The 24,770-nt window shown below is 58.8% G+C and carries 20 protein-coding genes; 19 read left to right on the top strand and 1 reads right to left on the bottom strand.

Annotated features, from left to right (window positions below; translation table 11 throughout):
• The first annotated feature begins 154 nt into the window (after positions 1–154).
• The 19 genes from SIB38_RS18245 to SIB38_RS18155 all read left to right on the top strand — a co-directional run bounded on the left by SIB38_RS18245 (position 155) and on the right by SIB38_RS18155 (position 22,719).
• Entirely contained in the window at positions 155–1,729 is a 1,575-nt protein-coding gene (locus SIB38_RS18245; RefSeq protein ID WP_294116335.1) for an arylsulfatase, read from the top strand.
• Positions 1,730–1,820: 91 nt separating this feature from the next.
• The gene (locus SIB38_RS18240) at positions 1,821–2,813 is read left to right on the top strand and encodes an HAD family hydrolase (RefSeq protein WP_294116334.1); all 993 of its coding nucleotides are present in this window, start codon (positions 1,821–1,823) and stop codon (positions 2,811–2,813) included.
• Entirely contained in the window at positions 2,813–3,808 is a 996-nt protein-coding gene (locus SIB38_RS18235; protein ID WP_294116333.1) for an AAA family ATPase, read from the top strand. Before SIB38_RS18240 ends, SIB38_RS18235 begins: the two co-directional genes overlap by 1 nt.
• 12 nt (positions 3,809–3,820) lie before the next feature.
• On the top strand, positions 3,821–4,804 hold the full coding sequence (locus SIB38_RS18230; RefSeq protein WP_294116332.1) for a DUF58 domain-containing protein: 984 nt from the start codon (positions 3,821–3,823) through the stop codon (positions 4,802–4,804).
• A complete protein-coding gene (locus SIB38_RS18225) occupies positions 4,801–5,286 on the top strand; it encodes a DUF4381 domain-containing protein (protein WP_294116331.1) in 486 nt (161 codons plus the stop codon). Before SIB38_RS18230 ends, SIB38_RS18225 begins: the two co-directional genes overlap by 4 nt.
• Positions 5,279–6,262 (top strand): VWA domain-containing protein, encoded by a 984-nt coding sequence (locus SIB38_RS18220; RefSeq protein WP_412550777.1) that lies wholly within the window; start codon positions 5,279–5,281, stop codon positions 6,260–6,262. The genes SIB38_RS18225 and SIB38_RS18220 overlap by 8 nt, the downstream gene beginning before the upstream one ends.
• Positions 6,151–7,830 carry a VWA domain-containing protein gene (locus SIB38_RS18215; protein WP_412550776.1) on the top strand — a complete coding sequence of 560 codons (1,680 nt, stop codon included), beginning with the start codon at positions 6,151–6,153 and terminating at the stop codon, positions 7,828–7,830. Before SIB38_RS18220 ends, SIB38_RS18215 begins: the two co-directional genes overlap by 112 nt.
• Complete coding sequence (locus SIB38_RS18210) at positions 7,827–9,107, top strand: hypothetical protein (RefSeq protein ID WP_294116325.1); 1,281 nt, start codon at positions 7,827–7,829, stop codon at positions 9,105–9,107. The genes SIB38_RS18215 and SIB38_RS18210 overlap by 4 nt, the downstream gene beginning before the upstream one ends.
• An 11-nt stretch (positions 9,108–9,118) precedes the next feature.
• On the top strand, positions 9,119–11,056 hold the full coding sequence (locus SIB38_RS18205; RefSeq protein WP_412550775.1) for a multiheme c-type cytochrome: 1,938 nt from the start codon (positions 9,119–9,121) through the stop codon (positions 11,054–11,056).
• 130 nt (positions 11,057–11,186) lie between these two features.
• A complete protein-coding gene (locus SIB38_RS18200) occupies positions 11,187–14,063 on the top strand; it encodes a monovalent cation/H+ antiporter subunit A (protein WP_412550774.1) in 2,877 nt (958 codons plus the stop codon).
• Position 14,064: 1 nt separating this feature from the next.
• The gene (locus SIB38_RS18195; RefSeq protein WP_294116321.1) at positions 14,065–14,427 is read left to right on the top strand and encodes a Na+/H+ antiporter subunit C; all 363 of its coding nucleotides are present in this window, start codon (positions 14,065–14,067) and stop codon (positions 14,425–14,427) included.
• Positions 14,424–15,956 (top strand): monovalent cation/H+ antiporter subunit D, encoded by a 1,533-nt coding sequence (locus tag SIB38_RS18190; RefSeq protein ID WP_412550773.1) that lies wholly within the window; start codon positions 14,424–14,426, stop codon positions 15,954–15,956. The genes SIB38_RS18195 and SIB38_RS18190 overlap by 4 nt, the downstream gene beginning before the upstream one ends.
• Positions 15,953–16,444 carry a Na+/H+ antiporter subunit E gene (locus SIB38_RS18185; protein WP_294116319.1) on the top strand — a complete coding sequence of 164 codons (492 nt, stop codon included), beginning with the start codon at positions 15,953–15,955 and terminating at the stop codon, positions 16,442–16,444. Before SIB38_RS18190 ends, SIB38_RS18185 begins: the two co-directional genes overlap by 4 nt.
• Positions 16,441–16,710 (top strand): K+/H+ antiporter subunit F, encoded by a 270-nt coding sequence (locus SIB38_RS18180; protein ID WP_294116318.1) that lies wholly within the window; start codon positions 16,441–16,443, stop codon positions 16,708–16,710. The genes SIB38_RS18185 and SIB38_RS18180 overlap by 4 nt, the downstream gene beginning before the upstream one ends.
• 11 nt (positions 16,711–16,721) lie before the next feature.
• Positions 16,722–17,090, top strand: coding sequence for a Na+/H+ antiporter subunit G (locus SIB38_RS18175; RefSeq protein ID WP_294116317.1), 369 nt, complete (start codon positions 16,722–16,724; stop codon positions 17,088–17,090).
• A gap of 195 nt (positions 17,091–17,285) precedes the next feature.
• A complete protein-coding gene (locus SIB38_RS18170) occupies positions 17,286–18,422 on the top strand; it encodes an efflux RND transporter periplasmic adaptor subunit (RefSeq protein WP_294116316.1) in 1,137 nt (378 codons plus the stop codon).
• Positions 18,423–18,425: 3 nt separating this feature from the next.
• Positions 18,426–21,563 (top strand): efflux RND transporter permease subunit, encoded by a 3,138-nt coding sequence (locus SIB38_RS18165; RefSeq protein ID WP_294116315.1) that lies wholly within the window; start codon positions 18,426–18,428, stop codon positions 21,561–21,563.
• Between the two features lie 78 nt (positions 21,564–21,641).
• Positions 21,642–22,211, top strand: coding sequence for a hypothetical protein (locus tag SIB38_RS18160; protein ID WP_294116314.1), 570 nt, complete (start codon positions 21,642–21,644; stop codon positions 22,209–22,211).
• A 154-nt stretch (positions 22,212–22,365) separates the two neighbouring features.
• The gene (locus SIB38_RS18155; protein WP_412550772.1) at positions 22,366–22,719 is read left to right on the top strand and encodes a hypothetical protein; all 354 of its coding nucleotides are present in this window, start codon (positions 22,366–22,368) and stop codon (positions 22,717–22,719) included.
• Positions 22,720–22,803: 84 nt separating this feature from the next.
• On the opposite strand, the gene SIB38_RS18150 is transcribed toward SIB38_RS18155, so the two are convergent.
• Positions 22,804–24,765, bottom strand: a complete 1,962-nt coding sequence (locus tag SIB38_RS18150) for a bifunctional 2',3'-cyclic-nucleotide 2'-phosphodiesterase/3'-nucleotidase (RefSeq protein WP_412550771.1) — start codon at positions 24,763–24,765, stop codon at positions 22,804–22,806.
• Positions 24,766–24,770: the final 5 nt, after the last annotated feature.

Here is a 24,770-nt window from a genome sequence, read left to right as displayed (position 1 = left end):
GTTTCACATTGTGAAATCCACAAATTGTGGAGTGATTTCAATTGACAGTGGGGTGAGGGCTGCGCATTTTTTCGGCGTGGCACCTGACGGTTTTTGTTTGCCAAGATTTTAGCCAAGAAGTTTTTCAGGTGTGCTTATTTAAGGGAGTTTTGTTATGGGTCTGAACCCAATGAAGGCTGTCGTACGTCTATCAGCGGTCACCGCTGTGGTCACGACGGTTGCGACCGCACTAGCGGCGCAAGAAAAGCCCAACATTCTTGTGATCTGGGGGGATGATATTGGCCAGTCCAATATCTCGGCCTACACCATGGGACTGATGGGCTATCAAACGCCAAACATCGACCGCGTGGCCAAAGAGGGCATGATTTTCACCGACTACTATGGTGAGCAATCCTGTACCGCAGGCCGGTCATCTTTCATCACCGGCCAATCGGTGTTCCGTACAGGTCTGTCCAAAGTGGGCATGCCGGGCGCGCCTGAGGGCATGCAGGTGGAAGATCCGACCATTGCGGGGCTGCTGAAAGCGGAAGGCTATGTCACCGGGCAGTTTGGTAAAAACCACCTGGGTGACCGGGACGAGATGCTGCCAACCAACCATGGCTTTGATGAGTTCTTTGGCAACCTCTACCACCTGAACGCAGAAGAAGAGCCGGAGAATGAGGATTATCCTCAGGATCCTGAGTTCCGCGAGCGGTTTGGTCCACGTGGTGTGATCAAGTCGTCCGCAGATGGCACAATCGAAGACACCGGCCCGCTGACCAAAAAGCGGATGGAGACCGTGGATGAAGAGACCGTTGCGGCGGCGATTGACTTCATCAAGCGTTCCAACGAGCAGGGACAGCCGTTTTTTGTCTGGTGGAGCGGTACGCGGATGCACTTCCGCACGCACGTGAAAGACGAGATGCGTCTGAAGGCGGATGAGATCGCTGGCAAACATATGGATGAGTACCAGGCAGGCATGATCGAACATGACATGCATGTTGGGCAGCTTCTGGATGTGCTGGACGAGCTTGGCATCGCCGACAACACCATTGTGCATTACTCCACCGACAACGGGCCGCATATGAACAGCTGGCCGGATGCGGCGATGACCCCGTTCCGTGGTGAGAAAAACACCAACTGGGAAGGCGGCTGGCGCGTGCCATCTATGGTGCGTTGGCCGGGCAACATTGAAGCCGGGTCGATCTCCAATGAGATCATGCACCACATGGATTGGCTGCCAACCTATCTGGCGGTTGCCGGAAAACCGGACATCAAGGAAGAGCTCAAAGCCGGTGGTGTTCAGGCGATTGGCCGTGAGTACAAGGTGCATCTGGATGGCTACAACTTCCTGCCATACCTGACGGGTGAGACCGAAGAGACCCCGCGTCGGGAGATCTTCTACTTCTCTGATGACGGTGATCTGACCGCGCTGCGCTACAACGACTGGAAGGTGATCTTCCTCGAGCACCGCTATCCGCAGACCCTGCGGGCCTGGGCGGAGCCATGGACAGAGCTGCGTATTCCGCTGTTGTTCAACCTGCGTCGCGACCCGTATGAACGCGCCAACATCACTTCCAACACCTATTGGGATTGGTATCTGGACCGCGTCTACCTGCTGTTGCCAGCGGCTGGTTACGTGAGCGAGTTCCTTGCAACATTTGAGGAATTCCCACCACGTCAGAAGCCGGGCAGCTTCACCATTGGCGATGCCAAGGACAAGATCTTCAGCCAGATTGGCTCCAAGTAAGATCCTGATGGAGAAAACCCTTCCGGCCGGTTTTGGCCGGGAAGGATATTTTTGATCTGGGGCGCGGCCCCAATGCAATTTGGATGGTCCCATGATTTTGTTGACTTCGTTTAAAACAACTTGTTTGTCTTTGGCTCTGGTGGGCGTTGCCGGTGTTGGTTTGGCCGATCCACTGCCGTCCTGGCAGGGGGCGTCCAAAGACCGGATCATTGCGTTTGTCGAAGCGGTGTCTGAGGTTGGCGGCGACGACTATGTGACGCCGGCAGACCGAATTGCGGTTTTTGACAATGACGGCACGCTTTGGGCGGAGCAGCCGATGTACTTCCAACTGTTTTTTGCGCTCGATCGCGTGGCCAAGATTGGGGCGGAAAATCCGTCGAAACTGAGCAGCGATGTGCTGAAGGCTGCCGCGGCGGGCGACATGGATGGTGTTTTGGCTGGGGGCAAAGAGGGGCTGATCGAGATTTTGGCGCTGTCCCATGCCAACCAGAGCCTGGATGATTTTTCTGCCGATGTGGCCGCGTGGGTCTCAGAGACAAAGCATCCGACCACGGGGTTGGGCTATGATGAGATGACCTATCAGCCAATGGTGGAACTGCTGCGGTATCTGCGGGACGAGGAGTTCAAGACCTATATCGTTTCTGGTGGCGGGATCGATTTTATGCGGGTCTTTGCCGAGGACGTTTATGGCATCCCGCCAGAGCAGACGATTGGGTCGTCGTTAACGTCTACCTATGAAGTGGTCGACGGGGTGCCGACGATTATCAAGAAGGACACATTGTTCTTCAACGATGACAAGGCGGGAAAGCCTGTGGCAATCAATCACCACATCGGCAAACGGCCGATCATGGCTGTGGGCAACTCAGACGGCGACTTTGAGATGCTGGAATACACCACTGCAGGTGAGGGCGCGCGGCTGGGGGTGTATATCCACCACACCGATGGTGAGCGTGAATGGGCTTATGACCGAGAAGGGCACATTGGGGTGCTCAATCGTGGATTGGATGAGGCCGAAGATCGCGGCTGGGTGCTGGTGGATATGAAAAACGAGTGGACGCGGATTTTCACCGGCGAGGCAGAGTGATGGCAGCACTGGACGAGATCAATGCGCTTCGTGAGCGCATGGGTGAGAGCATCATTGGCCAGCGCGATGTGATTGACCGCTTGCTGATTGGGCTTTTGGCCAATGGCAACCTGTTGCTGGAAGGGTTGCCGGGCTTGGCCAAGACCCGTGCGGTGAAGGCCTTGGCGAAGAACTTGGAGTGTGACTATTCGCGTATCCAGTTTACGCCGGATTTGCTGCCTGCGGATGTGACCGGCACGGAGATGTATGTGCAAGGCGCGGCCGACGGAGACCAGTTTCGGTTTCAACCGGGGCCAATTTTTGCCAACGTTGTACTGGCGGATGAGATCAACCGCGCGCCAGCCAAGGTGCAGGCAGCTCTGCTGGAAGCGATGGAAGAGCGGCAGGTGACGGTGGCCGGGACCACGCATCAGATGGAGCCGCTGTTCATGGTGATGGCGACACAGAACCCGGTGGAGCAGGAGGGGACCTATCCGCTGCCAGAGGCACAGATGGACCGGTTCCTGATGCATGTGAACATCCTGTATCCGCCACTGGAAGATGAGATTGAAGTGATCCGGCTGGTGCGCGGTGAAGATCAGGCGCAATTGCAGGAGCAGGCAGCAGAGAAGGCGGCAAAAGCGCCGCGTGAACCGATTTCGCAAGACGTGGTGTTCCAAGCGCGGCGCGAGATCGCAGGTCTGCACTGTGCCGAAGCGATGGAGGTCTATATGGCCACGATTGTGCAAGCCACCCGCACGCCTGCGGCGTTTGGTGAAAACCTCGCCAAGTGGATTGAGCTGGGCGGTAGCCCAAGGGCGTCTCTGGCGCTGGATCGATGCTCGCGGGCGCATGCCTGGATGAAGGGGCGCGACTATGTGGACCCGGAAGACATTCAGGCGATTGCGCCGGATGTGCTGCGCCATCGATTGGCACTGAGCTATGAGGCGCAGGGCAGTGGGGTGTCTGCGGATGATGTGGTGGCCGAGCTGTTGACCTTGGTGGCGGTGCCGTAAGCGGAGGACGCGATGCGAAACCGTGCAGCTTTGTCTCGTGCCGGTGTGGCCCCAGATCGGTCGCCGTCTGAAGCAGCGGATGACTCGCGCATCCATGTGAGTTTGCAGGGGCTGCGGTCTTTGGAGGCGGCGGCGCGGGCAATCTCCTTTTTGCCTAAACAGCCCGCGCGGTCAGCGTTGCAGGGGCGACATAGGTCACGCATTCGCGGGCGTGGTTTGGACTTTGAAGAGCTGCGCGACTACTTGCCGGGAGATGATGTGCGCGCGATTGACTGGAAGGTCACGGCGCGGGCGGGGTCGCCCTATGTGCGCGTTTACACCGAGGAGCGGGATCGTCCGACATTGATTGTGGTCGATCAGCGTATGTCGATGTTTTACGGCACGGTACACAACACCAAAGCGGTCACGGCGGCGGAATGCGCAGCGATTGTGGCACATCGGGTGGCCAAGCAAGGCGACCGTGTGGGTGGTGTGGTGTTTGGGGATGCCGATATAGATGAGCTGCGCCCCGGACGGGGACGGGCGGCGGTGACGCGATTTTTGACCTGTTTGGAGACGGCCAATCATCGCTTGAAGGCTGATGCGCCAAAAGCGATCCCGATGCCGTTTAACGATGTGCTAGCGGCGGTGGCGCGGTTGGCGACGCGGGATCATCTGGTGATCGTGATCAGTGATTTTGACGCCTGTGATGAAGAGACTGAGCGACGGCTCGGCGCGATTGCGCTGCACAATGATGTGGTGCTTGGACTAGTGGGTGACCCCAGCGCGGACATGGTGCCAGAGACCGGCGAGGTGACGGCGTCTGATGGGCAGAAACAAACCTTGTTGGATTTTCAGGCGGCGGAGGTCCGTGCGGGCTTGGCGCAGGTGACTGGATCGCGGCGGGACCAGGTGGCAGAGTGGCAGAAGCGGATGCGCCTGTCGGTGCTGCCGTTGACCTCCGCGGAAGACACGCTGGCGCAGGTGGTGCGGTTGCTGGGAGGGCGCGCGCGATGAGCGACGAGGCCACCGCAGCCGTGGACAACGACAGCCTTGTCGAGCTGATCAATCAGCTTGCGGAAGTGCCGGACCCGGCACCGGTGTCGATGGTGCCACAGACAGCCGGGTGGCTTGTGTTGGCGGGGATTGTCTTGGCTGTTTCTGCGTGGCGCGGCTGGCGGACGTGGCAGCACTATCGGGCCAATGCGTATCGGCGGGCGGCGTTGAAGGCTCTGGCGCAGGCAGGGGACGATCCGGCGGCTGTTTCGGGAATTTTGAAACGTGCGGCGATGGCTGCCTATGGGCGGCGACGTGTGGCCGGGTTGAGTGGGCCGGCTTGGGTCACGTTTTTGAGCGAGACCGGCGCGGGAGAGTTTGAAGAGACGGCCTTGGCGCGCGCGGCCTATCAGAGAGCTCCGGTGGAGGCAGATCCGGGGTTGCTGGCGGCGGCACGGGCGTGGGTTACATCGCATAAGCCACCGGAGGTGGCGGATGTTTGAGCTGAGCCATCCTTGGGTGCTGTTGCTGTTGCCTTTGCCGTTGATTTGGCGGCGGATTGTGCCTCCATACCGGCAACGGCAAGACGCGCTGCGGGTGCCGTTTTTTGATCTGATCGCGGAGGCTGCCGGGCTGACCGTTCAAGACGGAGCTGCGATTGTGGCGCACAAGCGGCGGGCGCTGATTGGGGGCGGCCTGATGTGGGCGCTGCTGGTGCTGGCCTTGGCAGGGCCGGTGCGGTTGGGGCCGCCGCAGGAGATCACCAAGGCGACGCGGGATGTTATCCTGGCGATTGATATTTCCGGCAGCATGGACACGCGAGATTTTCCAGGTGAGGACGGCAAACCGGTGCAGCGGCTGGCGGCGGTGCAAGAGGTGGTCGAGGCGTTTCTGGCGGATCGGACTGGCGACCGGGTGGCGCTGATTGTGTTTGGCACGCGGGCCTATGTGCAGGCGCCGTTGACCGAGGATCTGGACACGGTGCGGGCGTTGTTGGCGCAGACCGAGGTGGGCATGGCTGGGCCACATACGGCGCTGGGCGACTCGATTGGCTTGGCGATCAACACGTTTGAGGCCAGCGAGATTGAGGAACGGCTGTTGATCCTTTTGTCCGATGGCAATGACACGGCGAGCCGGATGAGCCCGGTGAATGCCGCCGAGATTGCGCGGGACAAGGGCGTGCGCATGTTTGCGATTGGGGTTGGTGACCCGGAGGCTAGCGGCGAGGATCGGCTGGATATGGCGTTGCTCAACAATTTGGCACAACGCACGGGGGGGGAGGCTTATTTTGCCGCCGATGCGGACGCGTTGGACAGCATTTACGATGAAATTGACGCGCTGAACCCGCAGGAGATCGAGACATTGAGTTGGCGGCCTCAGCAAAACTTGGCGCATTGGCCTTTGATGGCGGCTATGGCGATTGGGTTGATCTTGTTGATGTCGCTTTGGGTGCGGGATCACGGGAGGGCGCGGGCATGACCTTTGACTTGTCGCTGTTCCTTGAGGCGTTTCATTTCCTGCGGCCTTGGTTGCTTGTGTTGGGATTGCCAGTATTGGTGACCTGGTGCCGGTTGCGGCAACGACGCGGCGCGACAGGCGGCAACGACGGCTGGCTTGCACCGCATTTGGCCGAGGCTTTGACTGTGCCCGGGAATGCGGCGGGGCGGGTTCAGCCGATTGATGTGATCTCGGTTGTTTTGCTGCTTTTGGTTCTCGCTGTGGCTGGGCCGAGCTGGACCCGCGCACCGACACCTTTTGCGGCCCAGACCGCGCCACTGGTGGTGGTGATGCAGGTCACGCCGTCGATGGAGCAAACCGATGTGGCGCCACAGCGGCTGGCGCGGGCGCGGCAGAAGACGATGGATTTGCTTGCCTTGCGCAGCGGAGCGCGTACGGCATTGGTGGCCTTTGCAGGGACTGCGCATGTGGTGGTGCCGATGAGTGAAGACCCCGGGGTGATGCAGCCTTATTTGGAGGGGCTGACCACGGCTGTCATGCCGATTGAAGGGCAGGACATTCAGGCCGGGTTAGCCACGGCGCAGGCGCTTTTGGCGCGGGAGGGTGCGCCGGGGGGCGTGGTGTTTATGGTCGATGAGCTATCCGCCAGCGCGGCGGCGGAACTGGCGGAGGCTTGGGGCAAAGCTGATTCTGGTGCGGAGGAGGCGGTAGCCTCTGAAACTGTGGCTTCGATGAGTTTTCTGTTCATGCTGCCTGAAGGTACTGAGCTGCCACAGGTGCCGGACGGGGCCTCGGCAACACGCGTGACGCCAGACAATCGGGATGTCGCGGAGGTGGAGCGCACGTTGGCCTCGGCCTATCGGCGGGCGCAATTGGAAGATGAGGCGCAGCCGTGGGAGGATCGCGGCGCGTGGTTGGCCTGGCCGGCGTTGGCTTTGATGCTGCTGTGGTTCCGGCGCGGGATGGCGGTGCGTTGGGCCGGACAAGCGGCCTTGGTGCTGTGGATGTTGCAGCCGGGGCAGGCGCAGGCAGATGGCTGGCGCGATTGGTTTTTGACGCCGGATCAGCAGGGATGGCGGGCGTTTGAGCGTAAGGACTACGCCGTTGCTGCGGAGGCGTTCGAAGACCCGTATTTGCGCGGCGTGGCGCTATATCGCAGTGGGCAATATGAGACGGCAGCGCAGGAGATGGCGCGGCTGGACACGGCGGAGGCAGCGTTTTTGCAGGGCATGGCGCATCTGAAGTCGCGCGGGTATCGCGATGGGGTGCGGGCGTTTGAGCGGGCTTTGGAGATCAATCCCGAGCACAAGGATGCACAGCAGAACCTGCCGATCTCCAAAGCCATCGTGGACTATGTGGATACCACGCGGGAGCAGTCTGACACGGGCGAGGACACCGGGATTGGCGCGGACGATGTGGTGTTTGACAACGAAAGTGGGCGCGGGGAAGACACGCAGATCGAAGTGCCGCAGGAAGATGCGCCGGCGCATTTGTCGACGGAACAATGGATGCGCACGGTGGACACGCGCACAGAGGATCTCCTGAAACAACGGTTCCGGTTGGAAGCGGCACGGGGGGAGCGGCCATGAGATGGGGCTTTGCCTTTGTGCTCTGGGTGGTGAGCGTTGTGGCGGTTTGGGCGCAAGATGTTCAGCCCAAGCTGGAGGTGACGTTTGAGGAAAGCGAGACCGTGCCGGGACAGCCGTTAACCCTGCGGCTGACGGTGTTGGTGCCAACGTTTATGCCGGACCCGCCAGTGTGGCCGGATTTTGAGACCCCGAACCTGATGGTACGGCTGCCGTCCAAGGCGAGCTCGCCGACCAGCAAGAGCATCGGCGGGGAGACCTGGTCCGGCATTTCGCGGCGCTATCAGATCACACCGGTGGTGCCGGGAACGTTTGAGATTCCGGCGGGAGAGGTGAAGGTACGGTATCGCGCGCTTGACGGTAGCGAAGTGCTCGAGGCAACGCTGCCGGTCCCCGCGCAGACAGTGACAGGTGTTGTGCCGGAAGGCGCGGAAGCGATGGATCCGTTTGTGGCCGCCGAGAAGCTGACCCTGACGCAAGCTGTTGAGGGGGAGACCACGGGGTTGGATGCCGGTGCAAGTTTTACGCGGGTTCTTGAGGTGAAGATCGAAGGCGTGTCGCCGATGTTTTTGCCAACTGTGACGCCGGAGGAAGGGCTTGCAGGGCTGCGTGCCTATCCAGAAAGTCCTGTGGCCGAGGAGACGGAAAACCGCGGCGTGGTGAGTGGCTCGAGGGTGGAGAAGACGGTCTATGTGGTGGAAGGTGGCGTGGAAGGCACGCTGCCTGAGGCGCGTTTGCAGTGGTTCAATCTGAAGACTGGCAAAGTGGAAGAAGCCACGGCGGAAGCCATTGACGTGCAGGCGGATGCGCCGGTTTTGGCGCCCAGTGCGGAGCCGTTAGATGTCGAGAAAATCGTACGGTGGGGCGTGGCTTTGGTGGCGCTGTTATTTGTTGCATGGGCTTTTGCGCGTTGGGGCGTGCCGGTTTTGCGCCGGTCTTGGGGCTTAGCACAGGAACGGCGGTTGCAAAGTGCGGGCTATGCTTACGGCTTGCTGAAACAGGCGGTGCAGAAACGGGATTTGAGTGCCGCCAAACCGGCCTATTTGCGTTGGGCGCAGAAGGTGCCGCTTGCGGAGCAGGAAACCGAACTCGGCATTGAGGAGGCATTCTTGCAGATTGGCGCGGCGCGGTTCGGTACTGCCGGTACCGCCGAGGAAGCGCAGGCTTGGGATCACCTCAAAACACTCTGCCATAGAAAACACCGCGAAACCCGCTATCGTCGCGACACGAAGACTCCGGATTTGCCGCCGCTCAATCCGGTCTCCACGCATCAGAACTGAAAGACAGGTTTATGACATTAAAGACTTTTTTCGGCGTGGTCCTGGCGTGCTTGACGCTGGGGAGTGCCGGGAATACGCAAACACCACACGGCGCAGGCGTGCCAGCATATGTGGGGTCAGAGACCTGTCGCGATTGTCACACAGAAGCCTACGATGATTGGAAAACCTCGCACCACGGCGAAGCCTGGCGGATGCCGAGCGAGGACAGTTTTGTTGGGGCTTTTGAAGGCGAGAGTTTTGAGCATGATGGCATGCGTGCCACCTTTACTAAGGACGGTGAAACCCATGTTGTGACTGTGCGCGAGAAAGACGGTGTTGAAGCGACATATGAGATGCATTCGGTGGGCGGGGTACACCCATTGGAGCATCCGATCCTGTCGACCGGCAAAGGGCGGTTGCAGAGTTTTGATGTGGTCTGGGATGTGGAACAGAAGCGCTGGTACCATCTCTATCCGGATCAGGACTTGCCACCGCAAGATGCGTATCATTGGACGGGTGTTTATAAAAACTGGAACGGGCGCTGCGCAGAGTGTCATGCGACCGCATTTGAGAAAAACTATGATTTTCGGACCCGTCGCTACGCCAGCACACAAGTTGAAATAGGGGTGGGGTGTGAAGCCTGTCACGGGCCGGGGGCAGCGCATGTCCAGATTGTGGCCGGTGAGCGGCCGGAGCGCTTTGCTGTCAGTTTGGACGATTGGGGCTTCACGGCGACGATGTCAGAGCCGGCCGAGGCGATGGAGCAGTGCGCAGGTTGCCATGCGCGGCGCGAAGGTTTTGGCAACGGCAATCCGTTGCCGGGGGAGGCATTTGCGGACAACTACAACCTCTCCATGTTGCGGCCAGGGTTGTATCATGCCGACGGGCAGATTTTGGATGAGGTCTACGTCTACGGCTCCTTTTTGCTGTCCAAGATGTCTCAGAAAGGCGTGACCTGCGCCAATTGTCATGATCCGCATACCGCAGAGGTTTTGGCAGAGGATAATGCCGTGTGTACGCAGTGCCACTCGCCAGCGGGCAACCCGGACTTCGAAAGCTTGCGGTTGGCAGATTATGAGGATGTGGCGCATACCAACCACCCTGAAGGCACCGAAGCGGCGCAGTGTGTGAGCTGTCATATGGTGGATAAGGTTTATATGGGCACCGATCCGCGCCGGGATCACAGCTTTCGCGTGCCGCGACCTGACCTAAGCGATGCGCTGGACAGTCCCAACGCCTGCATCACCTGCCATGACGATAAGAGCAACGAGTGGGCGGCAGGTAAGGTGCGCGATTGGTTCCCTAATGGCCGCTGGCAGGAGCCTCACTACGGCGAAGTGTTGGCCAAAGGGCGCGCCAATCCGCAAGCCGCTGCGGGTGATTTGATGGGGCTGGCACAAGATGAGGAACAGCCAAATTTGGTGCGGGCGACGGCATTATGGTTGTTGGGGCCGGGGGCGACAACGCTGGATTTGGAAGATCTGGGGGCGTTTTTGCAGAACGACGATCCGCAAATCCGGGTTGGGGCGCTCAATGCGTTGCGTGCACGGGCCGTCGTGGCGACCGCGCCCTATTTGTTGCAAGGCTTGAATGATGACGTAAAAGCAGTGCGCTTGGCGGCGGCGCGGGCCATTATGAGCCAGCGGCCGGATCGCTTGCCGGATGACCTCCGTGCCGCCTTGGGGCAAGCCTATCGGGAATTTGGCTCTGTGGTTCAAAACCAGATGGATTTTGCCGAGGCGCATTTGCAGGTTGCAGGCTATTCCATGGTATCGGGCAACATCCCCTCAGCCGTTGCTGCGTTGTCGGAGGCGGTTAAGCTCAATCCGCAAAACACGCAGGCCTGGAGCAGCTTGATCCGGATGACGGCGCAGGTTGAAGGGCGTCGCGCAGCGCAGAAACGTATGCGTCAGGCGCTGGTTTACAACCCTGATGATCCGGATTTACGGCAATTGGCGGAACAATTCTGAAAAATCAGTGTGGTAAGTTGGCGAAAGCCTGTGTAGGAGGTCGCAGTCATAGCAAGCTTTGACCGGCATCCGGTTGTGCAAGCCCGATGAGACGAGTATCACTCGGGATTAATTTTACGGGAGGGCGCGGATGAGCGACGGCAGTGTTTTGGCAGTGATTGCCATTCTTCCTTTTTTAGGTGCGTTGGTTCCAGGCATTATGATCCGTGCAGGGCGTAACGCCTGTGCGTCATTTACCGCCGTGCCAACCATTTTGGCGCTTATCCTGTTGGGCACGCAAGCTCCGGCGGTGATGCGGGGCGAGGTTGTGAGTACAACCATACAGTGGTTGCCACAGCTTGGCTTGTCCGCAAGCTTCTTTTTAGACGGCTTGGGCCTGCTCTTTGCCGGGATGATCCTTGGGGTTGGCCTGTTGATCATTCTTTATGCCCGGTTCTACCTATCCGGTGATGATCCGATGGGGCAGTTTTATACCTACTTGCTGCTCTTCCAAGGCGCGATGCTTGGCATCGTTTTGTCCGACAACATCCTGCTTTTGTTGATTTTCTGGGAGCTGACCAGCCTCTCGTCCTTCTTGTTGATTGGTTATTGGAAGCACCTGCCAGAAGGCCGTCAGGGCGCACGGATGGCGTTGACCGTGACCGGCGCAGGTGGCTTGGCGATGATTGGCGGTATGCTGATCCTTGGAAACATCGTGGGCAGCTACAACCTGACCGACATTCTGGCGCAGGGCGATGTGATCAAGGCGAGTGAATGGTATATGCCGGCACTGATCCTGATCCTGATCGGCGCATTCACCAAGTCCGCGCAGTTCCCGTTCCACTTCTGGCTGCCACATGCGATGGCGGCGCCAACCCCGGTGTCGGCCTATCTGCACTCTGCCACTATGGTGAAAGCTGGTGTGTTCCTGATGGCCCGGATGTGGCCTGTTTTGGCGGGCACGGACCCATGGTTCTATATCGTGGCGACCACCGGCCTGATCACGATGGTGCTGGGTGCTGTGATTGCGCTGTTCAAAGATGATCTCAAAGGCTTGTTGGCGTTTTCGACCGTGAGCCACTTGGGCCTGCTGACCATGTTGTTGGGCTTTGGCACCAAAGCCGCGGTGATTGCGGCTGTGTTCCACATCATCAACCACCTGACCTTTAAGGCTGCGTTGTTTATGACCGCTGGGATTGTCGACCACGAGGCGCACACGCGGGACATCAAACGGCTGGGTGGCTTGGCCAAACTGATGCCAATCACCGCGATCATCGGGACGATCACAGCGCTGTCGATGGCGGGGACCATACCACTGAATGGGTTTATTTCCAAAGAGATGATGCTTGAAGAAGCGGCGCACACGGTGTGGTATAACAACCCTTGGATTGTACCGGTTCTGGCAACTTTGGGGGCCTGTTTCTCTGTGGCCTATTCTTTCCGGTTTATCTTCCACGTGTTTGGCGGGCCGGTGCGCGATGACTATCCGTCCACGCCACATGATCCGCCCTTTGGGCTCTACGCCGCGCCTGCGCTGTTGACGGTGCTGGTGGTTGGCATTGGCGCAATGCCGTTTTTGGCAGAGCCGCTGGTGACCGTGGCGGCCAATGCTGTGACCGGCTTGGATACGCATCCGCATTTGAAGCTTTGGCACGGTGTGACACCGGCGCTGTGGATGTCGGTGATTGCATTTGTTGTGGGCGGTGGTCTGTTGGCTGTGCACGGCAAGCTGGATGCGATTTGGCTGCGGGCACGTCGGCCTGAGGCGAAAGCGATCTTTGATGCGATCATGGACAGTTGCGTGGCGCTGGCCAAAGCCATTGCCCGAGGTACCCATAATGGCGTGATGAGCCGCTATCTGGCGTTGTTGGTTGTGGCTGCAGTCGGGGTGGGCGCACATGCCTATTTCACCGGTGGTATCAGCGCGCCAACACGAGAGATCCTGCCGGTGCCGCCTTTGGTTTGGGTTGGTTGGTTGTCGCTGATTGCGGCCACGTGGCTGGTGGTGAGCCAGCACCGCAATCGCTTCCGCTCTTTGGTGTTTATCTCGATCATCGGCCTCGTGATTTCGGGTGGGTTTGTGTACCTCTCCGCACCGGACCTCGCGCTGACGCAGATTTCGGTTGAGACCGTGACCATCATGCTGCTGCTTTTGGCGCTCTACTTCCTGCCAAAAGACACGCCAGCGGAAAGCAGCAACGGCAAGCGGCTGCGTGATGCTGTGGTGGCGATTGCTGGCGGCGGCGCAGTGGCCGCTTTGGCGATGGCCTTCCTGACACGCGATGTGGACAGCATTTCGGCCTATCACCTGGCCAATTCCTATAAAGGCGGCGGCGGTACCAATGTGGTGAACGTGATCCTCGTGGATTTCCGGGGCTATGATACCTACGGCGAGATCATCGTGCTGGGCATTGCGGGCCTGGCGATCTTTGCGTTGATGGACGCGCTGTTGCGGGGCCCAGCGGCGAAGCGTTTGCGGGATCGGGCGTTCTCGCCAGATCGGTCGCGTGACCGTCACCCGCTGATGATGGTGGTGGCGACCCGGGCCATGCTGCCGATGGCAGTGATGGTGGGGCTCTACATCTTCTTGCGCGGGCACAACCAGCCTGGTGGCGGCTTTGTTGCGGGTCTGGTGATCTCCATTGCCTTGCTGATGCAGTACATGGCCTCGGGCTTTGCCTGGGCGCAGTTGCGGCAGCGGATCGAGTATCACTCGATGATTGGCTGGGGCGTCATCATCGCCGGGTTGACCGGTGCGGGTGCGTGGCTGGCGGGCAAACCGTTCCTGACCAGCGCCTATGGCTATCTGCACTTCCCACCTATCGAAGAGTTTGAGTGGGCCACGGCGATGGCGTTTGATTTGGGCGTGTTCTTGGCGGTGTTGGGCGCGGTGATGCTGATGCTCTACAGCCTGTCGCGGATTGCGCGGTTTGCCGGGGAAACCATCAACGTGACCCCTATGGATCACGACCCGTCCGAGGCGCCGGAGGATGGCGTAGACGAGCAAGAACAGAAGGAGGGCCAATGACATGGAGATGATTGTTGCCAGTGCCATTGGCGTGCTGACGGCGGGGGGGATCTACCTGATCCTGCGCCTGCGGGCCTTTCCTGTGATCCTCGGGATGGCGTTGCTGTCTTATGCGGTGAACGTGTTCCTATTTGCCACCGGGCGTCTGGCGGTGAACGCACCGCCGATCCTGAACAAATATGCTGATGTCAGCTATTCTGATCCGCTGCCGCAGGCCTTGGTGTTGACCGCGATTGTGATCAGCTTTGGCATGACCGCGGTTTTGGTGATGATCGCGCTGGGCGCCTATCTTGAGGCGGACAGTGATGAGATCAACATGACAGACGACGATGGTGCGCAGGACACAGAGGGGCAGGGCGTATGAACCACTGGATTATTGCTCCTGTTGTGCTGCCAGCGCTGTTGGCGCCGGTGATCGCTTATGTCATGCGGCACGACATTAAGCTTGCGCGCTATGCGTCGGTGGCGGGCACGGTGATGTTGGCGGCGATTTCGCTCGGCTTGCTGGCGATGGCGGCAGATGGTGAGACGCATGTCTACTACCTTGGCGACTGGCCTGCGCCCTTTGGCATTGTGTTGGTACTCGACCGCCTGTCGGCGATGATGGTGCTTCTGACAACCATTTTGGCGCTGATTGTGCTGTGGCATGCGATTGCCACGGAGTGGGACAACCGCGGACGGCACTTCCACGCGCTGTTCCAGTTCCAGTTGATGGGGGTCTGTGGTGCCTTCCTGACCGGTGACGCGTTTAACTTGTTTGTGTTCTTCGAAGTGCTGCTGATCGCCTCCTATGGTTTGATGATCCACGGCGGTGGCAAGGTGCGGCTGAAAGCAGGCCTGCAGTATGTGGTGATGAACCTTGCGGGCTCCACGCTGTTCTTGTTTGCACTTGGCGCGCTGTATGCGTCGACCGGCACGCTGAACATCGCGGATCTGGCCGTGAAAGTGCGGGGACTTCCGGTGGAAGAGGCCGCTATCCTGCGCGTGTCGGCGGTGTTGCTGTTGATGGTCTTTGCCATCAAGGCAGCGCTGTTCCCGGTGCAGTTTTGGCTGCCCGCGACCTATGCCAATGCGCCAGCACCTGTGGCGGCGTTGTTTGCGATCATGACCAAAGTCGGTGCCTACGCGATCATCCGCTTCTACACATTGGTGTTTGGGCCGGATGTGGCTGCGGTGGACGGGCTGATCGGAAGCTGGGTCATGCCCGCGGCGGTGATCACCTTGGCGGTGGGCGCGATTGGCGTGTTGGGTGCACGGCGGTTGATGCCGATGCTGTCCTTTGCAGTGGTAGGCTCCATGGGCACATTGTTGCTCGCGGTAGCGGCGTTTACGCCTGAGGCGATTTCGGCGGGATTGTACTACCTGCTGCACTCGACCTTTGCGGCGGCAGCGCTGTTCCTGCTGGCGGATCTGGTGGTGACACGACGCGGCAGCGATGCTTTGTCAGCCCAGCCGCCAATCTATCAGAACGGCTTGTTTGCAGCGTTCTTCTTTGTGGGCGCCATTGGCGTGACGGGAATGCCGCCGCTGAGCGGGTTCCTGGGCAAGCTGCTGGTGCTAGACGGGGTGCGCGACATGCCATGGATGGCGACGGCCTGGGCGGCGATCCTGATCGGCTCGTTGGTGACCATTGTGGGCTTTGCGCGAGCGGGCAGCGTGGTGTTCTGGAAAGCCACAGCTTTGGCCGATCCTGAGGCGGAAGAGCCGAAAGACGCAGCGACAATTGGTGTAAATGCGCTGACCGGTGTGAGTTTGTCTTTGGCTACCTTGGTGCTGTTGGCGGCGTTTGCCGGGCCTGTGATGGGCTATCTGGAGCAAACCTCAGCTCAGCTGTTTGATGTGTCAGGCTATGTTGACGCGGTGCTTGGGCAGAATGGGGAGGATCTGAAATGAGACGGAAACTTCTACCACACCCGATTTTGAGCCTGACCTTGTTGGTGATTTGGCTGATGCTGGTCAACAAGGTGACGGTCGGTAACGTGCTCTTGGGGGCGATTTTTGGGGTGATCGTACCTATTCTGACTGCGCCCTATTGGCCGGGACGCCCACATATCCAAAACTACTTCAAAGTGGTGGAATATGTGCTGGTGGTGCTATGGGACATTGTGGTCGCGAACTTCCACGTCGCCGCGATCATTCTGTTCAAGCGCAACAAGGACATTCACGCGAAATGGGTCACCGTGCCGTTGGATGTCACGTCACCGGAGGCGATCACCATTCTGGCAGGCACCATCACCATGACCCCGGGTACGGTGTCGGCGATGTTGTCCGCGGATGGCACAAGCGTGCTGGTGCATTGTCTGGACTGTGAAGATCCGGAGGCGGTGCGCGATGAGATCAAAAACCGCTACGAGCGCCGGTTGAAGGAGATTTTCTCATGATCACAATGGCTCTCTATTTTGGCTTTGCCTGCTTTGGACTTGGCATGTTGATGTGCGTGTTTCGCATCGCAAAAGGCCCCACCGCGGCGGATCGCATTTTGGCGCTGGACACCATAGTGATCAACGCGATTGCGCTTTTGATCTTGTACGGCGTGCACAAAGGGACGGCGATCTACTACGAGGCCTCCATGCTGGTGGCTATGGTCGGGTTTGTGTCAACGGTTGCCTACTGCCGCTTCGTACTGCGCGGCGACATCATCGAGTAAAGGAGAGACAGATGTTTGCAGAAATCCTTGTGTCCTTCTTCATCGTGCTGGCCGGAGTGTTTGGGCTGGTCGGCAGTTTTGGCATGCTCAAACTCAAAGACACCATGCAACGGCTACACGCCCCCACCAAGGCGACCACGCTTGGAGTGGGCGGCGTATTGATCGCCTCGATGCTGTACTTCCTGCTGGTGAAAGGCACGCTGTCGTTTCACGAGTTGCTGATCACGATCTTCCTGTTCCTGACCGCGCCGGTGAGCGCGCATTTTGTCGCAAAAACTTACATTCAGGCGAAGATGAAGCCGGAGGAGCTGCCAGGCTCTGAAGGGGAATTTGGCTGGGCGATTTATGATGATCCGCCCGCCTATTACGACAACGACTGATCGTTTTGATACCTGAAATATTCGGAAAAACGCGCCGCTCGTCGGCGCGTTTTTGCTTTTTCTGCCAGATGCTTGGCTTTTGTGGTTAACGCACTCTTGCCGCCTGAGGCGGGCCATGGTTCTATGGCAAAAATTGTCATGTGATCACCGCCGTTTCATTTGGCCCTGATCTCCAAGCTATTGGGATAAGACACCATGAAGTTTCCGATTTTCACCTCTCTCTCTGCGGCCATGCTCTCGGTCAGCTTATTGGCGACCAGCGCGGCGGCGCAGGATGCGCCAGCTCCAAAAGTCGCAATAGCTGCCGCCTACACTGACGAGTTGGTGGATGAAGTGATTTTTATCGGTAAAGGCGAAGCCGTGGACAAAGTGGACCTTGTGGCCCGCGTGAGCGGCTTTGTGGAGAAGATCCACGGGCAGGACGGCGACGAGGTGGCTGAGGGCGATCTGTTGTTTGAGATCGAGCCGGAGGTCTATCAGGCGGCCGTGGATGCGCGGCAGGCGGACCTGGCACAGGCGGAAGCCAATCTGCGTCTGACAGAGGTCGAGTTGGTGCGAAAGACCGAGCTGTTTGAGCGGGATGTCGGCACCGAGGCGGATCGCGATGTGGCCGTGGCCAACAACGAGGTGGCCAAGGCGCAGGTGTCGATAGCCAAAGCTGCCATTGCGCAGGCACAGCTGGATCTGGACTACACCAAAATCCATGCGCCGTTTGACGGGCGCATCGGCCGGTCCAACGTCAGCGTGGGCGAGTTGGTTGGTCCAAACACCACCTATCTGATCAACATCGTGCGTACCGCGCCGATCTTTGTGGAATTCTCCCTGACTGAAAAGCAGCTGGTGGAGGTGATGGAACACCACGAAGCGGAACTTCAGGAATTGTCAGATAGAGAGAAGGCGCCAAAGGTCTTTGCAATCTTGCCCAACGGCGACGAACTGGATGAAGTTGGACAGGTGGTCTTTGTCGACAACCGGATCAACCCGTCAACCGGCACCATCACCTTGCGCGCGGAATTTGCCAATGAGCGTGGGCTGTTGCTGGACGGCGCGTTCCTGAACATCCGCATTGCCAGTGCGGCCCCAAGTCAAGTGTTGATGATTCCGCAGGCCGCTGTGCAACGAGACCAGCGTGGGGACTTTGTGCTGGTGGTTGGCCAACAACAGACTGTGGAGCAGCGCTATGTGACCCTAGGCCGTCAGGTCGAAACCGCGGTGGTGGTTGAGGATGGCATGCGTGAAGGCGAGTCCGTGATTGTCGAAGGCCTCCAGCGTGTGCGCCCCGGTGTGACCGTTGATGCGGTGCTGGCCGGTCAGCCGACAGAGGAGCAGTAACCCGTGTTTTCAGCGATCTTCATCCGGCGCCCGAAAACGGCGTTTGTGATTTCTCTGGTGCTCTCCATTATGGGGTTCATCGGGTATAATGCGCTCCCTGTGGAGCAGTTCCCGGACATCACGCCCCCTGTGGTGACCGTGTCAGCCAACTACACTGGCGCGAACTCCGAAACTGTGGAGAACACCGTGGCCGCGCCGATTGAGGCACAGGTGAACGGGGTGGACGACATGATCTATATGTCGTCGGACAGTACGGACACCGGCTCCTACAACCTGTCTGTGACCTTTGAGGTGGGAACAGATCCGGACATTGCCTCGGTGAACGTGCAGAACCGCGTGGCACAGGCTACGTCGTCTTTGCCAACCGAGGTGACCAACAGCGGGGTGGTGACACAGAAGTCCTCCACCAACATGTTGATGATTGTCACGCTGGTCTCGCCAAACAGCACCTATGACGAGGTGTTCTTGTCCAACTACGCTTCGATCAACCTGCGCGATGCGTTGGCACGTGTGAAAGGCGTCGGTAAAGCGGACGTGATGACCAACTTTGAATACTCCATGCGGATGTGGATGGATCCAGACCGTATGGCAGGGTTGGGGCTCACACCAGGGGATCTGGTAGCGGCCATTCGTGAGCAGAACCTTGAGGTCTCTGCTGGTCAAATTGGGACGCCACCGATCCCAACCGGGCAGCAGTTTCAATACACCATCAAATCCAAAGGCCGTCTGACCACGGTGAAGGAATTTGAAGAGATCGTGCTGCGTACCGGCGAGGCGGGCAGCATTGTGCGCATGAAAGATGTGGCGCGGGTCGAGCTGGGAGCGAACTACTACAATGCCTCTGGCCGAGCGGATGGCAACCCGGCGACGGTTCTGGCGATCTATCAGGCGCCGGGCGAAAACGCTTTGGCGGTGGCGGAGGCTGTGAAGGCCGAAGTCGAACGCCTGTCGAGCGCCTTCCCGGATGATGTAGAGTACGCCATTCCGTATGACAGCACACTGTTTGTGGAGCAGTCGCTGAGCGATGTGGTCTCGACCTTGATCCTGACGTTCATCCTCGTGATCTCGGTGGTATTCATCTTCCTTGGCAATGTGCGGGCGACGGTCATTCCTGCGGTGGCCATTCCAGTGTCTTTGATTGGTGCATTTGCCTTCTTGTTGTTGTTCGGCATGTCGCTGAACACGATCTCCTTGTTTGCCTTGGTGCTTGCGATCGGGATCGTGGTGGATGACGCGATTGTTGTGGTGGAGAATGTTGAGCGCATCATTGCGGAAGAGGGGCTGTCTGCGGCGGACGCCACCCGCAAGGCGATGGGACAGATCACCGGGCCGGTGATTGCAACCACGCTGGTATTGCTGGCGGTGTTTGTGCCGGTGACCTTCATGCCGGGCATCACCGGGCGGCTCTACACGCAGTTTGCCGTGACCATCTCCACCGCTGTGGTGATTTCCTCGATCAACGCGCTGACGCTGTCTCCGGCGTTGTGCTCGCTGATCCTGAAGCCGCGTGATCCGGGTGGCCCTAAGGGCCTGATGGCGACGTTTGAGAAAGGCGTGGACGGCGCGCGGGGCGCTTATGTTGGGATTGTACGTCGGTTTGTGCGTATCCCAATCCTGGCGCTTGTGATCATTGGCGCGATGATGGCGGGCTCCGGCACGTTGATCAAATCGATCCCTGCAGGCTTCATCCCGCTGGAAGACAACGGCACGCTGTTTGTGGATGTTCAGCTGCCGGATGCGGCCTCGCTTGAGCGGACCGAGAAGGTCACCACACGTTTGAACGAGCAGCTGATGGAAATCCCAGGCGTGGCTGGCTCTGTGCTTGTGAACGGCTTTAGTTTGCTGAACGGGTCTGGCTCCAACGGGGCGATGATCATTTTGAACCTGGAGCCTTGGGATGATCGCCAGACAGATGAGCTGAGCGCGGATGGGATTTTGGCCAAGGTTTATGGCCTTGCCAATCAGGAGATTTCCGCCAGCGTGATTGCCTTTAACCCACCGCCGATCTCTGGCCTTGGTCTGAGTGCGGGTGTGGAAATGAAGGTGCAGCAAACCGGTGGCGGCACCGCACAGGACTTGGCGGCCGCTGTTGGCTCGCTGGTCTATGCGGCCAACCAACGGGACGAGATGGCACAGAGCTATTCGACCTTCCGCGCCAACGTGCCAAAGGTCTATGTCGACCTGGATCGGGAAAAGGCGAAGTCGCTCAACGTGTCGATTGCCGACGTCTTCACCACGCTGCAGGGCTATATGGGCTCGATTTATGTGAATGACTTCAACCTGTTTGGTCGCGTCTATCGTGTGATGATTCAAGCGGACGGTGAATTCCGCTCGCAAGTCGAGGACATCAATGCGCTGTATGTGCGGTCCCAAAGCGGCGAGATGGTGCCTATGGGTACGCTTGTGACGGTGCGCAATGAGTTGGGGCCGGTGGCGCTGAACCGCTACAATATGTTCCGCTCTGCGACTGTGACCGGGGTGCCAAAAGAAGGCCTGTCGACCGGGGATGCGATCCGCGTTCTGGAAGAGGAGGCCGCGACGGCTCTGCCTCCGGGATATGCCTTTGAGTGGACCGGGACCGCGCAGCAGCAGCAAGCCGCAGGCGGTCTTGTGGTGCTGATCCTGATCATGGCGGTGGTCTTTGGCTACCTGTTCCTTGTGGCGCAGTACGAGAGTTGGACCATGCCGGTGGGCATTCTGCTCTCGGTCACCGTGGCGCTGTTTGGCGCGCTGGCGGCGGTGCTTGTGTCCGGTGGGGATGTGAACCTCTACACCCAGATCGGGATGATCATGCTGATTGGTCTGGCCTCCAAAAACGCCATTCTCATCGTGGAATTTGCGATGGAGCGGCGTGCCGCGGGGCTGAGCATCAAGGAGGCCGCAATTGAGGCCGCGAGCCAGCGTTTCCGTGCGGTGATGATGACGGCGCTGTCGTTCCTGTTGGGCGTGGTGCCGCTGTTGGTGGCCAATGGCGCCGGGGCGGCAAGCCAGAAGGCCATTGGTGTGGCCGTGTTTGGCGGCATGCTGGCGGCGACCGTGATTGGGGTGGTGATTGTGCCGATCCTTTACGTGTTGCTGCAAGGCATGCGGGAGTGGGTCAAGGGCACCAACAAGAAGGCGGAGCCGTCTGAAGCGGCGTAAGGTGCTGAGAATAATAGAGAAGGGCTGGAGGCAACTCCGGCCCTTTTTGTTTGGCGTAAAGCTCGGTAGCCTTTGGGCATGATACGGTTGCTTTTGGTTTTTGTGCTTTCGGTGTCCGCTTGGTCTGCCTTGGCAGAAGAGCGGCCGCAGGGGCTTATGTGGAACCGCTCGGGGTTGCCTGCGACTTTGCCGTTGTTGATCAAGACCAACGACGGTGCGGATTATTTCCTGAATTTACGGGATGTTGAGCGCGACAAAGTCGTGCTGGCCGCTTACGTGCGGGGTGGGGAGTTCTTTCAGGTATTGGTGCCGCCTGGGCGGTTTGAGCTGGTGTTTGCTTCTGGCGAAGAGTGGCAGGGCGAGGCGCGGATGTTTGGGGTGCACACGCATTTGTTCAAGCTGGATCAGACGTTGCGCTTTCGCGCGACGATGAGTCAGCGGCGGGGGCATATGATTGACCTCACGCAGACCGGAGGCACAACCATCAGCGACTTGGCAAAGTGTCAGCGACTGGCACTGGACCCGGAGAGTTTGCGCAACCGGAAAGAGCAGTTTGATCCGCTGCTGCGCGATCCAAGCGGGGCGCCGGAAGCTTGGCCAGAGATGCCGGCTCCGCGTTATGATGTGGAGACGTGGACCTGCCTTTGAGCACTTGTAAAAAGGCCTGAATAGGCTCAGTCTTAGAAAGCTAAATCTAATTAAATCTATTACGCTGGACCACTTGAATTCCTTCCCTGCTTGGCATCAATATTTGGGCGACAAAGCAAGTATTGTTTTGAGAATAACGCTACGAGGTTATTTTATGGCCCAAGATGTGTCCAAGCTTACCGGCGCTGAAAGACAGCGCATCTCGCGCACGGCAAAACGTAACTTCCGATCGGAGGTGATGCTCATTTTGACGGCTGGTTTTGCGCTGATCATGGTGATGTTGTTTGTATTGGGCAACCGGTTAGTTTTGCCAATGTCGGAGTTGCTACAGATACGACCTATGATTGTGTGGGTGGCGTTGCGTATGACACTTTCCGTAGTTTGGGCTCTTGCTCATGGATTTTGTGTAAAACCAAAAATTGAAAATGCGCGAGAGCTGGATGCGGCCGTGCTACATCACTACCAGAAACTGCGGAGAGAAGAGCTTCAAAACCGTCTGCGAAGCTAGAATGGTTCGCTAAATAGTCTTGTAACGAGACAGGGGGTAGAAAAGGCCGGAGAAAACTCCGGCCTTTTGTGGTTTCGTGTGTCTTTACAGTTGGATGCGGAAGCGGGCGAAACCGTCGGGGCCTTCGCCTGCAGCCTCAATAGAGACGCCTTCCACGCTGTCGCTGTAGTCTGCCGCCTTAGGGCCGGTGTCAAACAGGACCGAGGTGCCTCGCAGCGGCGCGAAGGTCCAGTTGGCGTCGGCGCGGGGGCTGATGGTGCCTTTTTCCACGATGTAGCGCACGATCACGTCGCGGTTGGTGTCCGGGCCTTCAAACACGATGGTGTCACCCATGGCGCCGGGGAATTTGCCGCCGCCGCCGGCGCGGTAGTTGTTGGTGGCGATGATGAATTCTGCGTTCATGTCCAAAGGCTTGCCGTCAAACATCAGGTTGGTGATGCGGTTGGCATCGGCGTTGATCAGGTTGCCTTTGGGGTCGAATTTGGATGGTTGGGACAGGTCGATTTCATAGGTCACACCGTCCATGACGTCGAAGTTGTAAGACGGGAATTCTGGGTTCAGCAGCACCTGATCGGCTTTGCCAGTCTCGACTTGGTTGAAGATGCCTGCGGAGCGTTCCAGCCAGTCTTTGACCTCCTGACCTGTCACGCGCACGGCGCGGACGGTGTTGGGGTAGAGGTAGAGGTCGGAGACGTTTTTAATCGCCACGTCGCCTTTGGCCACGTCGGTGTAATACTCCGGACCACCACGGCCACCGGCCTTGAATGGGGCAGCGGCGGAGAGGATGGGCAAGCCTTCGTGTTCGGTGCCTTTCATCATCTGTTCGATGTACCAGAGCTGGGCAATGGAGACGATCTGAACCGATGGGTCATCGGCCACCAGCGCGAAATAGCTGTGCAGAGGCGCGTCGGTCTTGCCAACGGCGCGGCGGACATACGCCAGCGTCTCGTCGTGTTCTTTCTGGACGCTGGCCAGAACGTCTGGTTGGTCTTCGACCAGCGCGGTGATGGAGCGGTCTTCGTTCCGCTTGGAAATTGGGCGCGCTTCGGTGCTATGAGAGACGATTTTCCATTCATTTCCAGAGCGTTCCAGCATCAGGTCGATGAGACCCATGTGTGAGCCCCAGAAACCGCCCATGGCCGCTGGTTTGCCCATAATGGTGCCGTTTGCCACGTCCACGCCAGCCATGCCGTCATACGCGGAGGACGGGAAGACGCGGTGGTGGTGGCCGGTGAGGACGGCGTCGATGCCCTCAACAGCGGCAAGCGGCACGGAGGCGTTTTCCATGCCATCGGAATGATCTGCGGCGCCGATGCCGGAGTGGCTGAGCGCGATGATGATGTCGGCGCCTTCTTCTTTCATCTGCGGCACGAAGGCTTTGGCGGTTTCGACAATGTCACGCGCCTGTACGTTGCCTTCGAGGTGGCGGCGATCCCAGTTCATGACTTGGGGAGGGGTAAAGCCAATCACACCAACCTTAATTATGTGTTTCTCGCCCGCACCGTCGGTGAGTTCACGCTCCAGAATGGAATAGGGTTTGAACATGGTTTTGTCTTCGCGCGGGGTGCCGCCTTGCTCCAGAGAGATGTTGGAGAGCACGGTTTCAAAGTCCGCGCCAGCCATGGATTTCATCAGGAAATCAATGCCGTAGTTGAATTCGTGGTTGCCGATTGTGGCGGCGTCATAGCCCACAGCGTTCATCGCGGTGATGATCGGGTGCATGTCGCCTTCTTTCATGCCGCGCTCATAGGCGATGTAGTCGCCCATTGGGTTGCCCTGCAGGAAATCGCCGTTGTCGATCAGCATCGAGTTGGTGGCTTCATCGCGGATGTTTTTGATCAGCGAGGCGGTGCGGGCGAGGCCTACAGTGTCGCGCGGTTTGTCGGCGTAATAGTCGTACGGGAAGACGTGCACGTGCAGGTCCGTGGTCTCCATAATCCGCAGATGTGCTTGATTTTGCGCAGCATTTGCCGAGAAGGGGTGCAGGACGACGAAGCCTGCGGTGGAGGCCAGGAAGTGGCGGCGGGACAGGGTGAATTGGGCCATTTTGG

This window comes from Shimia sp. MIT910701 (assembly GCF_047126315.1).
Taxonomy (GTDB): Bacteria; Pseudomonadota; Alphaproteobacteria; order Rhodobacterales; family Rhodobacteraceae; genus Shimia.
The sequence above is the reverse complement of the archived record's forward strand: the minus strand, read 5'-3'. Positions and strand labels throughout refer to the sequence as shown.

Bases quoted from the DNA above. Each gene is read 5' to 3' on its own strand.
- SIB38_RS18180 (WP_294116318.1), top strand. From the start codon at position 16,441: ATGATCACAATGGCTCTCTATTTTGGCTTTGCCTGCTTTGGACTTGGC.
- SIB38_RS18170 (WP_294116316.1), top strand. From the start codon at position 17,286: ATGAAGTTTCCGATTTTCACCTCTCTCTCTGCGGCCATGCTCTCGGTC.
- SIB38_RS18190 (WP_412550773.1), top strand. From the start codon at position 14,424: ATGAACCACTGGATTATTGCTCCTGTTGTGCTGCCAGCGCTGTTGGCG.
- SIB38_RS18175 (WP_294116317.1), top strand. From the start codon at position 16,722: ATGTTTGCAGAAATCCTTGTGTCCTTCTTCATCGTGCTGGCCGGAGTG.
- SIB38_RS18205 (WP_412550775.1), top strand. From the start codon at position 9,119: ATGACATTAAAGACTTTTTTCGGCGTGGTCCTGGCGTGCTTGACGCTG.
- SIB38_RS18195 (WP_294116321.1), top strand. From the start codon at position 14,065: ATGGAGATGATTGTTGCCAGTGCCATTGGCGTGCTGACGGCGGGGGGG.
- SIB38_RS18230 (WP_294116332.1), top strand. From the start codon at position 3,821: ATGCGAAACCGTGCAGCTTTGTCTCGTGCCGGTGTGGCCCCAGATCGG.
- SIB38_RS18160 (WP_294116314.1), top strand. From the start codon at position 21,642: ATGATACGGTTGCTTTTGGTTTTTGTGCTTTCGGTGTCCGCTTGGTCT.
- SIB38_RS18155 (WP_412550772.1), top strand. From the start codon at position 22,366: ATGGCCCAAGATGTGTCCAAGCTTACCGGCGCTGAAAGACAGCGCATC.
- SIB38_RS18240 (WP_294116334.1), top strand. From the start codon at position 1,821: ATGATTTTGTTGACTTCGTTTAAAACAACTTGTTTGTCTTTGGCTCTG.
- SIB38_RS18200 (WP_412550774.1), top strand. From the start codon at position 11,187: ATGAGCGACGGCAGTGTTTTGGCAGTGATTGCCATTCTTCCTTTTTTA.
- SIB38_RS18210 (WP_294116325.1), top strand. From the start codon at position 7,827: ATGAGATGGGGCTTTGCCTTTGTGCTCTGGGTGGTGAGCGTTGTGGCG.
- SIB38_RS18220 (WP_412550777.1), top strand. From the start codon at position 5,279: ATGTTTGAGCTGAGCCATCCTTGGGTGCTGTTGCTGTTGCCTTTGCCG.
- SIB38_RS18235 (WP_294116333.1), top strand. From the start codon at position 2,813: ATGGCAGCACTGGACGAGATCAATGCGCTTCGTGAGCGCATGGGTGAG.
- SIB38_RS18225 (WP_294116331.1), top strand. From the start codon at position 4,801: ATGAGCGACGAGGCCACCGCAGCCGTGGACAACGACAGCCTTGTCGAG.
- SIB38_RS18245 (WP_294116335.1), top strand. From the start codon at position 155: ATGGGTCTGAACCCAATGAAGGCTGTCGTACGTCTATCAGCGGTCACC.
- SIB38_RS18185 (WP_294116319.1), top strand. From the start codon at position 15,953: ATGAGACGGAAACTTCTACCACACCCGATTTTGAGCCTGACCTTGTTG.
- SIB38_RS18150 (WP_412550771.1), bottom strand. From the start codon at position 24,765: ATGGCCCAATTCACCCTGTCCCGCCGCCACTTCCTGGCCTCCACCGCA.